10 protein-coding genes and 1 pseudogene are annotated in these 11,082 nt (G+C 72.8%); 6 read left to right on the plus strand and 5 right to left on the minus strand.

What is annotated here, in order from left to right; translation table 11 throughout:
- Positions 1-223: 223 nt before the first annotated feature.
- Positions 224-757: a DM13 domain-containing protein gene (locus IEY94_RS20510; RefSeq protein WP_189171869.1), complete on the plus strand. Its 534-nt coding sequence runs from the start codon at positions 224-226 to the stop codon at positions 755-757.
- Between the two features lie 86 nt (positions 758-843).
- Here the strand turns inward: IEY94_RS20510 and IEY94_RS23765 are convergent, their stop codons facing one another.
- From IEY94_RS23765 to IEY94_RS24415, 3 genes and pseudogenes are all read right to left on the minus strand, one after another.
- Entirely contained in the window at positions 844-1,014 is a 171-nt protein-coding gene (locus IEY94_RS23765) for a Scr1 family TA system antitoxin-like transcriptional regulator (RefSeq protein ID WP_229784296.1), read from the minus strand.
- Positions 966-1,391: a helix-turn-helix domain-containing protein gene (locus IEY94_RS20515; protein ID WP_229784297.1), complete on the minus strand. Its 426-nt coding sequence runs from the start codon at positions 1,389-1,391 to the stop codon at positions 966-968. Before IEY94_RS20515 ends, IEY94_RS23765 begins: the two co-directional genes overlap by 49 nt.
- A pseudogene (locus IEY94_RS24415) lies at positions 1,363-1,823 on the minus strand (DUF6879 family protein). Before IEY94_RS24415 ends, IEY94_RS20515 begins: the two are co-directional and overlap by 29 nt.
- A 194-nt stretch (positions 1,824-2,017) precedes the next feature.
- Between IEY94_RS24415 and IEY94_RS24055 the strand changes: the two are divergent.
- From IEY94_RS24055 to IEY94_RS20535, 3 genes are all read left to right on the plus strand, one after another.
- Positions 2,018-2,149, plus strand: a complete 132-nt coding sequence (locus IEY94_RS24055; protein ID WP_268244865.1) for a hypothetical protein — start codon at positions 2,018-2,020, stop codon at positions 2,147-2,149.
- Entirely contained in the window at positions 2,133-2,360 is a 228-nt protein-coding gene (locus IEY94_RS20530) for a hypothetical protein (RefSeq protein WP_189171871.1), read from the plus strand. Before IEY94_RS24055 ends, IEY94_RS20530 begins: the two co-directional genes overlap by 17 nt.
- 121 nt (positions 2,361-2,481) lie before the next feature.
- A complete protein-coding gene (locus tag IEY94_RS20535) occupies positions 2,482-3,207 on the plus strand; it encodes a RibD family protein (protein WP_189171872.1) in 726 nt (241 codons plus the stop codon).
- Positions 3,208-3,267: 60 nt separating this feature from the next.
- On the opposite strand, the gene IEY94_RS20540 is transcribed toward IEY94_RS20535, so the two are convergent.
- Entirely contained in the window at positions 3,268-6,201 is a 2,934-nt protein-coding gene (locus tag IEY94_RS20540; RefSeq protein ID WP_306341614.1) for an AAA family ATPase, read from the minus strand.
- Between the two features lie 350 nt (positions 6,202-6,551).
- Between IEY94_RS20540 and IEY94_RS23770 the strand changes: the two genes are divergently transcribed.
- Positions 6,552-8,450: a S8 family serine peptidase gene (locus tag IEY94_RS23770; RefSeq protein ID WP_229784298.1), complete on the plus strand. Its 1,899-nt coding sequence runs from the start codon at positions 6,552-6,554 to the stop codon at positions 8,448-8,450.
- A gap of 120 nt (positions 8,451-8,570) precedes the next feature.
- On the opposite strand, the gene IEY94_RS20550 is transcribed toward IEY94_RS23770, so the two are convergent.
- Positions 8,571-9,785 (minus strand): esterase/lipase family protein, encoded by a 1,215-nt coding sequence (locus IEY94_RS20550; protein WP_189171873.1) that lies wholly within the window; start codon positions 9,783-9,785, stop codon positions 8,571-8,573.
- Between the two features lie 628 nt (positions 9,786-10,413).
- Here IEY94_RS20550 and IEY94_RS20555 point away from each other — a divergent pair.
- Positions 10,414-11,082: a hypothetical protein gene (locus tag IEY94_RS20555; protein ID WP_189171874.1), complete on the plus strand. Its 669-nt coding sequence runs from the start codon at positions 10,414-10,416 to the stop codon at positions 11,080-11,082.

The following is an 11,082-nucleotide window of genomic DNA, read 5'->3' on the forward strand; positions in this document are numbered from 1 at the left end:
CGCCACATGCTCGTCGACCCTACCGGCGTCGCGGGCTCCGGCGTCCACTCCGGAGAGTGGTCGGGGCGCATTCGAGGCGGACGGCCCGGGTGGACCGCACCGCGGGGCGCGGCCGACCGGCCACCCGACCATCGGTTACGGTCCGTCCGGCCGGCCCGGGGTCACACCTTCCGCGGTACGCCGAATCCGCCCCGGCGCGGCGGCGCGGTGGAAGACTGGTCGCATGGTCCGGCTGCGCGCGGTAGTGGTGGTACCGGTCGTCGTCGCCACGGCGGCCGCGGCCGCGTTCGGCCTGTACTGGTTCGAGCCCTGGCGGCTGGTCACGGACACCGAGGTGCGCGAGGCGCTGCCCAGCGTCGCCGCGACCGGCTCCCCGGGCCCGGCGGCGACGGGCAACCACCTGCTCGCGACCGGCACGTTCGTCAGCCACGAGCACGGTACGAGCGGCGGCGTCCGCGCCGTCCGGCTGGCCGACGGCCGGCGGCAGTTGCTGCTGGTGGGGCTGCGCACGTCGGACGGCCCGGACCTGCGGGTGTGGCTGACCGACCGGCCGGTGCTGCCGGGCGTCGCGGGCTGGCGCGTGTTCGACGACGGGCGCCGGCTCGAGCTGGGCCCGCTGAAGGGCAACCGCGGCGACCAGGTGTACCCGATCCCGGAGTCCGCCGACCTCGGGGCGCTGACCAGCGTCACGATCTGGTGCCGCCGGTTCGCGGTGTCGTTCGGCGCGGCGGCGCTCACCCCGACCGGCGTCGGCTGACCGAACCCGCGGACTGCCCGATATCGCCGCCCACCACCTCGCTGCGGCGCGGCGCAGGCGGGCCGGGACGCCCGCCGAGAAGACAACTAACCCAGACCTCCGACTACCTCCATGATGAGATCTCTGGCCGCCGTGCCGTAGAGCGCCTCGGCCTGAAGATCTTCGAAGATTCTGCGATACAGCGCGATCTCACCGGGTCGGGTGACCTTCAGCTCGGCCGTGGGAAGTTCGACGTAGACCGAGGACTCGTCGAACATCCAGAACCCGCAGTTGGAGTTGGCGTAAACCCGAGCCCTGTGCTCTCCCAGAGTGCCGAGTACCCGGCGTCCCCGGAGTTGCGCATCCCCTGCTTGACCCGACTCTTCCACTCGACATACGCAGCCTCGATCGTCAGCAGCTCGGCAATCAGGTCGTCAGCCCGGTCCGCTGCCCCGCAGGCATCGCACCAGTTCCGCACATGGGTCACTGTGGGAGCGACGTGCCCGTGCTCGATCTTCGAGATCCAGGTGAAATGGATACCCGAGGCAGCAGCAAGCGCCCGGCCCGACAGACCCGCAGGCTTTCTGATCTGCCGAAGCCGGGCACCCAGTGCTCTGCGGCCTTCCTCAGCCGCCGATCGGGGGTCTGTAGTCATCGTGGTCTGTCGCCAACTCCCACGCCCGCAGAAAAGATCGAGTAGTCCTCTCTACTGAATCTTGGTCGTCGGTCAAGGTGAAGCCGCCGGGGCGAAGCTCGGAGTCGAAGTGCCGGAACAACAGTTGGCGTCCGTCGAGCACGTAGAAGTCGGTGGGCGGGAACAGCTCGCCGATCAAATTCTTGCGGGTACTCCACCGGGTCCTGTCGCCGGCAGCGTGGAACCTGTGCTGTTGGAGATGGACCCAACGCCAGTACTCGTGAGGGGTTCATCGACGACTTTGATGCGTCGGATGTCCTTCCCCTCATCGGTCATGCTCCGGATGCGGGCAATCCATTCATCATCGGCCGCCCAGTCGATCGGCCCGCCCGCGGCCCACGTGCTGAACTCGTCCGACTCGGTATCGCTCGCGTAGTATCGCTGAAACTCCATACGCCAGCGCGACCGTTCGAAATTTTCGATCGCCGCTACGAACTCTTGCGGCGTGAGTTCTCGGTTCACGCGGCGGAGTCACCAGCGCTCCCATCGTGGTCAATTGGTCCACTGTAGTCAAGCTCAATATCGCTCAACACTATTCATCCGCGGACCGGGGCACTCCTACCTTTCTCGGTATGTGGTGGTCGTTCGTGATCGGACTGGGTGTCGGCTTCTTGATCGGGTTCCTCTTCACCAAGATCAGGAACCGATGGTGTCCCGCGTGCGGCGGCTCGACCCTGACCCTGCGCCCGGAGCGGGACAGCAGTGCTGACGCCTGGTGACGTCCTGATCCTGCGGGAGCGGGAGTACCGGCACGGCGAGGGCACGATCGTGGTCGAGATCATCGCCGCTGACGACCTCCGGTACGACGACGAGGGCTACCGGCTACCGGTGAAGTGTGGCCAGATCACGTGGCGCGCGCCGCCGGTGGTCCGCTTCATCGAGATCAGATCGGCGTCCATCCCCTACGCCCGATCCCGCACCCCTGCATGACCCGCCCCTCCCACGCCACGGGAACCGTTGTGCCCGGACGTGCAGCGGTGCTCGACGGCACGACCGCTGGCGGGTATGCGAGCCTCGTGGATGAGGTCCTCACCGTTGGGAGCGACAAGAAGTGACCGAACGCCCGTACGTCCTGCTGTCCTGCGCCGTGTCGATCGACGGCTACCTCGACGACGCCACCGACAAGCGCCTCCTGCTCTCCAACGACGAGGACCTCGACCGCGTGGACGAGGTCCGCGCGACCTGTGACGCCATCCTCGTCGGAGCGAACACCATCCGGCAGGACAACCCCCGACTCCTCGTGCGCTCCCGCGAGCGCCGGGACCGCCGGGTCGGCGAGGGCCGTACCGCCTCGCCGCTGAAGGTCACCGTCACCGAGCGCGGCGACCTGGACCCCGACGCCGCCTTCTTCACCTCCGGTGCCGACGGGAACGACAGGAACAACCGGAACAACCGGAACGACGGGAAGGTGGTCTACACCTCCACGTCGGCGCACAGCCGGGTCACGGAGCGCCTGGGTGCGGTCGCCGACGTGGTCGACGCCGGTGAGCCGCTCTCGTTCGGCCGGCTGCTGGACGACCTCGCCGGCCGCGGCGTCGCCCGGCTCATGGTCGAGGGCGGCCGCGCCGTGCACACGCAGTTCCTGGTCCGCGGCCTGGCGGACGAGCTGCACCTCGTCGTCGCGCCGTTCTTCGTCGGCGACCCCGCCGCGCCCCGGTTCGTGGCCGACGGCCGGTTCCCGGCGAACAGCGGCAACCGGGCCCGCCTCCTGGAGGCCCGGGGCATCGGCGACTGCGTGCTGCTGCGGTACGGCCTGTCGGATCGAGCGATCGGCTAACCCACGCAGCGGCCGAGTCCGATCGCGTGACGCCGCGGACCCGCCCGATCGGGCGGCCCGTCACTCGGGGGCACGGACCTCGCGGCGGGAGGTCGCGCCGACCTTGCGCATCACCTTGCCGACGTACTCCTCGACCGTCCGCCGGGAGATGAACAGCGTCGCGGCGATCTCCCGGTTCGTGGCGCCGCCGGCCAGCAGCACGGCGACGTCCCGCTCGCGCGGCGAGAGCTGCGCGCCGTACCCGCGCCGGCCGCGCCGCGACGGCGTCGGGGTGCCGAGGCCGCGCAGCCGGTGCCGGCAGCGGGCCGCGTCCACCGTGGCACCCAGGTCGGTGTACGTCCGGACCAGGGCACCCAGCTCGTCGGCGTCGGTGGCGCCGCGCTCGGCGAGCCGCGCCGCGTGGTACGGCAGGCCCAGCTCCTCGTGCCGGTCGACAGCCCGCCGCAGCAGCGCGGGAGCCGTCGGCTCGCCGGCCGCGGCGGCGAGCCGGGCGTGGCCGGCGGCGAGCACCGCGTGGGCGTACGGCGCGTCCACTCCGGACAGGCCGGCGTCGGCCTCGGCCACGAGGTCGCGGACGGCGCCGAGCCGGCCGGCGGCCAGCCCGACGTCGAGCGCCGGCAGCAGCAGGTCGGCCGCCCAGGCCCACACGCCCTTGCGCCGGACCAGCGCCAGCCCGTGCGCGACCTGCGCCGCCGCGGCGGGCGCGTCGGCCGCGACCAGGAGCATGGCCGCCATGGCGCCGGCCGCGGCGATCGCGATCGGCACGATCGCCGACGCCGGGTGGCCCACCGACGTCGCCGCGAAGCTCTCCCGGGCCAGCGGGTGGTCGCCGCGGGCCGCGGCCAGCCAACCCCGGACCAGGTACAGCTCGGTGGTGATCGGTTGCAGGTGCGAGTACCGCCGCAGCAGCGCCCTGATCCGTTCGTCCAACTCGGCCCACTCGCCGGCCAGCCAGTCCAGCCGGACGGCGGTCGCGTCGGCGGTTGCCACGATGTACGGGGCGCCGGCCAGGGTGCCGAGGGCGAGGCCGCGCTCCAGGTGCCGGCGGGCCCGACGGGTGTGCCCGGTCCAGGCGTACGCGTCGGCGATGTTGCAGTGCGCCCGGGCGAGCTGGCGCATCTCGTCGGCGCCGTCGACCTCGCTCGGCGCCGGCAGCAGGTCGGTACGCGCGGCGGTGCCGGGGTCGCCGCTGATCGCGCGGGCGCCGAGGGTGCTGGCGAGCAGGGTGGTGCGCAGGGGCCCGGCCGGCAGTTCGTCCAGCGTGGCCTCCACCCGGGCCAGCCAGCGCCGGTTCTCGGCGATCGGGGCGAGGTCGAGGAACGGGGTGGCCAGGACCGCCATCCCACGCAGCATCCGGGCCGGCTGGTTGCCGAGCAGGTCGATCGCCAGGGCGATCTCGGCCCGGGCGCGGTCCATCTCGGCGGTCTCCCGGATCAGCAGCAGGCCGAACCACAGGTGCACCTCGCCGCGGGTGTCGGCGGACAGCCGCGGGTCGGACAGCAGCTTCTCGATCCGGCCGCTGACCTCCGCGTCGTACAGGCCGGCCAGCGCGTACCGGCACAGCGCGGTGGCCAGGCGGTTCACGTCGCCCGCGCCGACGTCCGGCTCGGCGACGACGTCGCAGATCAGCTTGATCGCAGCGGGGACGTCGCCGGCCTCGGCGGCGGTGGTGGCGGCCCGCTCGCTGTACCGCAGCCAGTCCGCCGTCCAGCCGGCCGCGCGGCAGTGGGCGGCCAGCTCGGCGTGCGGCAGGCCCGCTTCGGCCGAACCGCCGGGCAGGCCGTCCGCCGGGCCGCCGACCGGCCCGTCGGCCGGCGGGCCGGTCGAACTGTCAGCGGGATCGCCGGGCGCGGCCAGCAGCGCGTCGATGGCGCGGCGGTGCAGGTCGCGGCGGCGCGGCCCGGGCAGCCCCTCGTACAGCGCGCGCCGGGCCAGCGGCAGGCGCCAGCCGTACCGGTGGGGCGCGGTCTCGGCGAGCAGGCCGCGGGCGAGCAGGGCCGTGATGTCCACGGACCCCGCGGCGCCGGCCACGGCGGCCAGCAGCTCGACGGGCGCCGGGGCACCGAGCACGGCCGCCGCCTCGGCGACGGCCAGCGCGGACGCCGGCAGGCCGGCCACCCGCTCGGCCACCGCCGCCCGCACGCCCGCCGGCACCGGTACGGCGTCGACCGCCCGCTGGGCGGCCAGCCCCGCCGACCCGGCCGCGGCGGCCGGCAGGGCCGCGGCGGCCTCCCGGACGAACAGCGGCAGCCCGCCGGTGCGCGCGGTGACGAGCGCGGCGACGTCCGCCGACGTCGGCGCCCCGACGATCGCAGTGACCAGCTCGCCGACCGCCGCGGCGTCGAGCGGCCCGAGCGGCAGGCGGCAACCGCGGACGCCGGGCGGGATCCGGCGCAGCACGCCGGTCCGGTCGGCACCCGGCGGGTCGGCGGTGCGGCGGGTCAGCACCAGCGCCAGGTCGGGCGGCATCCGGGCCACCAGGTAGCCGAGCAGGTGGTGGGTGCCCCGGTCCGCCCAGTGCACGTCGTCCAGGACGAGCGCTACGGGGCCCACCGCGCACAGCAGCTCGCGGACGGCCCGGAACAGCCGGTGCCGCTCGGCCCCGGCGTCGCCGACCGGCGGCGGGGCCGGCGGGAGCCGGTCGGCGATCTCCGGCAGCGCCGCGCGCAGCGCCCCGGTGATCGGCCCCGGCTCGCGGAGCCGGTCGGCGCAGCCGGTCAGGCAATCGAACAGCACGCCGTACGGGAATGGATTCGGCATCGGCTGGCAGGCGGCGCCGGACACCCATATCGAATCGCCGTCGAATGCACCATCGAGTGCGGCGACCAATCGCGTCCGGCCGATTCCCGGCGGCCCCTCGACAACGGTGACCGACGGACGATCGGCCACGGCCGCGCGCAGTTCCGCGAATTCGCGGGCACGGCCGACCAACGGCAGCTCCCCCATCCGCATGGCGCCGCGCGGCGCGGCGCTCGGGGTCGCTTCGGTGTGCATACTCGTCCGCTCCCGGTTGCCGGTCGTCCGCGGTCAGCATGGGTGTTGGCCAGGATAGGCCGCCGGAGCGGCGGGCGGAACCCGCTTGCGGACGTCCCCGCCGGACACCCCGCCATACGTCCGTTCCGGCCCGAAAAGGATTACGGGCATCGATGCCCGACGTCCACTCATCCCGTATCGCTACGGGTTCTTTCCACGGTTGTTCAGCCCGCTGGGCGGGGGCAGAGTTCCGAGCCAACGACCCGCCGCGGCCACCACCCGGCCGTCGGGCACCCGTAACCCTGGAGGGAAATATGCATACCCCGCGCGTCAGCGCCATTCTCATCGGCGCGACAATCGTGGCATTGGGCGTGAGCAGCGCGGCCAGCGCCGGCTCGGCCGCCGCACCGGGCGGCGATGTCGTCGCCGCCCACCATCCGGTTCCCGGCCGGTACGTCGTCGTGCTGGACAACGACGCCCGATCGGCCGCGGACGGCCTCGCGGCGAGCCTCGCCGACCGGTACGGCGGCACCGTCGCCGACACGTACACCGCGACGTTCAACGGCTTCGCGGTCCGGGACCTGAGCGCCCGGCAGGCCCGGCGACTCGCCGCCGACCCGGCGGTCCGCCGGGTGCACGAGGACGGCACGACCCGGGCGGCCGGGGAGCAGCTCAACCCGCCGTCCTGGGGGTTGGACCAGGTCGACCAGCGCACCACCAAGCTGGACAAGAAGTACGTCTACCCGAGCACCGCCGCCGCGGTCACCGCCTACGTCGTCGACTCCGGCGTACACAAGGCGCACAAGGAGTTCGAGGGCCGGGCCTCGTACGGCTGGGACTTCGTCGACAACGACGCGGACGCCGCCGACTGCTTCTGGCACGGCACCCACGTGGCCGGCACCATCGCCGGGTCGACCGTCGGCATCGCCAAGCAGGCGAAGGTGGTGGCGCTGCGCTCGCTGGGTTGCGGCGGCTCCGCGCCCGACTCGGCGACCGTCAGCGCGCTGGAGTGGGTGGCCAAGAACGGCAAGACGCCCGCGGTGGTCAACCTCAGCCTGGCCATGGACACCGTCGGCGTCGGCGACGAGCAGATCAAGGCGCTGGTGGCGAAGGGCTTCGTCGTCGCCGTCGCCGCCGGCAACAACGGCGTGGACGCCTGCTCGATGAGCCCGTCGCGGGTACCCGAGGCACTGACCATCGGCATGATCAACCAGGGCGGCGGGCGCAGCGGCAACTACGGCACCTGCGTCGACCTGTTCGCCCCCGGCGGCAACATCCACTCCGCCGACCACACCGGCGGGTACCGCACCGGCAGCGGCACGTCGATGGCGAGCCCGCACGGCGCGGGCGTGGCGGCGCTGCACCTGGCCGCCAACCCCGGCGCCACCCCGCAGCAGGTCCGCGACGCGCTGGTCACCAACGCCACCCCGGACCTGGTCACCGGCCCGGGCACCGGCTCGCCGAACAAGCTGCTGTACACCGGGTACATCACCGGCGGCGCCGCGGCGGCCGTACCCACCGACACGCTGCGCACCGGGCCGGGCGGCACCAGCCGCGTCGTCAACGGCGAGCGGACCACGGTGGCGGCGAACCCGTTCATCATCGCCGGCCTGCGCGCCGGCGGCGGCGGGCCGCAGGGCCAGTCGTGCACCGCGTCGGTGGCCGGCAAGCGCAAGATCATCACTGCGGCACACTGCATGATCGACGTCGGTGGGGCCAAGAGCTACGTGTACGGCGACGACGACCTGACCTCGGCCGGCGACGAGACGTTCCGGACGGCCGTGGCTTCGTACAAGGTGCACCCCCGGTACACCGGCCCGAACTCGTGGCAGCAGGGGTACGACGTCGCCGTGATCACCACGGCGGACGACCTCCCCGTGCCGCAGAGCCAGTGGGTGAAGGTCGCCGGATCGGCCGACAGCGCGCTGACCGAGCCCGGCAAGTCCGGCACCGCCATCGGGTACGGGAAGACCGCCGCCGGCGGGGGTTCGGGCGTGCTGTACCGCACGACCCTGCCGATCAACGAGGCCAGCGGCTGCAACGTCTTCGGCGCCGTCAAGGTGAACCCGGCGGTGATGGTCTGCATCGGCTACAACGACGGCCGGACGGCCACGTGCAGCGGGGACAGCGGCGGGCCGTACATCGTCGACGGGGTTGTCGTCGGGGTGGTGTCGTGGGGGTCGTCGAACTGCGACCGGTACAGCATCATGGCCCGGCTGACCAACGAGATGGGCGACTGGGCGAAGAAGGAGATCGGCGCGGCCGGCTAGCGATCCGCGCATCCCGGAGCCGTGGCCGCACCCGCCACGGCTCCGGCGCGCGCGGGCACCGGTTCGGGATCGGGGGTGGGGTGCGCCCGCCGCCGCTGGGCGCACCCCCGACGGACCGCCTCAGTCGGGCAGGCGGTCCAGGATCCAGTCGCACAGCTCGCGGGTGATCGCGGTGTGCGGCGTGTTGGTGCTGGAGCAGATGAAGTCGTCGAACTCGCTCTCCTCCGGCGAGAGCTGGTCGACGTTCGCGTACAGGTCCTCCTGCCGGTCGATGTCGCGGATCGCGACCGCGCTGACCGTCGGGACGAAGCAGACCGTGTCGTGCCGCAGGTCGACCCGGCCGCCGCGCCGCTCCAGCTCGTCGGCGAGCAGGCGGAACGAGTCGAGCGTGCCGCCCGGCGCGCCGTCCAGCTCGGGGAAGCCGCTCGTCTTGATCGTCTTCTGGGCCGGCGGGAGCAGGCGCTTCAGCTCGGCCACGATGGCGTCGCCGGCCGCCTGGGTGTACAGGGTCGTACCGGGGAAGACGATCCCGTTGATCCGCAGCGCGATCTCGCCCGGCGGGACCTTGAAGCCCATGCCGTCGCCGGCGCCGTTGGCGATGCCGAGCAGCCGCGGGATCCGCGGCCAGCCGCCGAGCCGGTCCAGCTCCGACAGGAACTCCGCCCGGGCCGGGTCCTGGCGGATCTCGCCGGTCTCGCTGTCGTAGTGGCGCCACAGCATCTGCCGGGCGGCGGGGCTGTTCATCTGCCGGGCGAAGGCGTTCTCCGGGCCGGGGATGAAGTGGGCGAACGCCTGGAGGGCGATCGGGATGACCGCGCCGCGGTGCGGGGTGTCGTACGAGAAGTACGCCCCGACGCGGTGGTCCATCCGCTGCATCTCCATCCTGGCCAGCGCGTACCGGGTGATCAGGCCGCCCATGCTGAACCCGCCGACGACGAGCCGGGTGTCGTCGAGTTGCTCGGCGATCGTCCGCATGATCGCCGCGGTGGCCGTCTCGGCGTTGACCAGGATCGAGTCGCTGCGCTCGTCGAAGCCGATCAGGATGACGGTCCGGCCGCGCGCGCGCAGGTCGGAGATGAACGGCACGTCGCCGTTGAGGCCCTGGTACAGCCACCCGAGGTCGCTGCGGCCGCTGTTGAAGCCGTCGGCGAGCACGACCGGCCGCTGGATCCCCTTGGCGCCCTCGCCGTGGAAGACCCACGCGAAGCCGTGCGGGAGCTCCCACTCCTGGTCGGGCTTCGGTACCGGTACCGGGTGCTCGGGCTCGGTGGTCAGCGGGGCGGCGAGCGTGATGCCGCCGACGTGGATCTCGGCGTCGTCGGGCTGTCCGGGCATGGGTGCTCCTATCGATGCCGACCCGGGCGGCCAACGGTGTCGGGCGCCGCCGCGGGACGGAAGTGATCTTGTCGGGGACAGCATGGCCGGGCGCATCGCCGTCGATGGGCTTTCGCGCGGGTACGCCACCCGTACGGGTGGGAGGACTGCGGCCGGCGGGTGATACCCGTCAGTGGTTGGGCTTGCGTCGGTGACCGGTGTTGCGGGTGATGATGGCGGCGCCGAAGCTCACGTACTCGCCGGCACCGCCGGACCCCGCGGCGCGGTGGGCGCGCGGCTGTCGGTGCCGCTGGTGCCGCTGTCGCTGATGCGGCCGGAGGTGCCGCTGAGGTCCCGGGTGAGCCCGAACGACGTGGGCCGGCCCTCGGGCGGCGCATGCGACCTCCTCCTGCGCGGGCCCCGTTCATGGCGGGCGTTACTGATTGGCAGGCGGGCGGCCGGTCTCGGAAGCGGCCGCGAAACCTGCCGGGTCGATTTCCTGCACCGCCGCCGAAACCGACCGATGGTGACCCCACTGCGGATCACTGTGGCGCGCGTCATCCCCGGCCGGGAAATCTTCAGGTCCCCCCGCCCGCGACCGATCCTCGGTGCAGTCGAAGACCGAGTGTGCGAGCGAAAGGAGGTTGCCATGGAGATGACGCAGGAAACGCAGGCGCAGGTGGAGGTGCCGCAGCGGACCAATTGGGCGTACCGGGTGGGGCGTGTCGTCGCCGGAACCCCGCGCCGCCGGGCCATGGCGGCCGTCGTGGCCGCCGCGGTCGCGACCAGCCTGGTGTGGAACTCGACGCTGAGTGCCTTCAGCGCCACCACGACCAACCCCGGCAACTCGCTGGCCATGGGTACGGTCACCATCAGCGACAACGACTCCGGTACGGCGCTGTTCTCGGTCACCGGCCTGCTGCCGGGCCAGACGGCCAACAACTGCATCGTCGTGACGTACAGCGGCTCGGCGACCTCGACCGTCAAGCTGTACGTGGCGAACTACAACGCCACCGACGGCGCGGCGGACGGCGTCACCGGCCCGACGTGGCTGAACATGCTGATCCAGGTCGGCACCGGCACCTGCGGCGCCCCGGTCGGCCTGACGGCCATCACCGCCGCCGCCCCCGGCGACACGATGACCACGGTCAGCGGCAAGACCAACTTCGCCAACGGCTACGGCACGGGCTGGACCTCGGCCGTCGCCAGCAACACCCGGGTGTTCCGCTTCACGTACACCCTGAACGCCTCGACGCCGAACACGGCGCAGGGCGACAGCATCAGCACCGACTTCGTCTGGGAGGCCCAGAACAACTGA

This window comes from Pilimelia anulata (assembly GCF_014647895.1).
GTDB lineage: Bacteria > Actinomycetota > Actinomycetes > Mycobacteriales > Micromonosporaceae > Pilimelia > Pilimelia anulata.

Excerpts from the sequence above, each read along its gene's own strand:
- IEY94_RS20510 (WP_189171869.1), top strand. The coding sequence starts at position 224 with ATGGTCCGGCTGCGCGCGGTAGTGGTGGTACCGGTCGTCGTCGCCACG.
- IEY94_RS23765 (WP_229784296.1), bottom strand. The coding sequence starts at position 1,014 with ATGTTCGACGAGTCCTCGGTCTACGTCGAACTTCCCACGGCCGAGCTG.
- IEY94_RS20515 (WP_229784297.1), bottom strand. The coding sequence starts at position 1,391 with ATGACTACAGACCCCCGATCGGCGGCTGAGGAAGGCCGCAGAGCACTG.
- IEY94_RS20540 (WP_306341614.1), bottom strand. The coding sequence starts at position 6,201 with ATGCACACCGAAGCGACCCCGAGCGCCGCGCCGCGCGGCGCCATGCGG.
- IEY94_RS20550 (WP_189171873.1), bottom strand. The coding sequence starts at position 9,785 with ATGCCCGGACAGCCCGACGACGCCGAGATCCACGTCGGCGGCATCACG.
- IEY94_RS20555 (WP_189171874.1), top strand. The coding sequence starts at position 10,414 with ATGGAGATGACGCAGGAAACGCAGGCGCAGGTGGAGGTGCCGCAGCGG.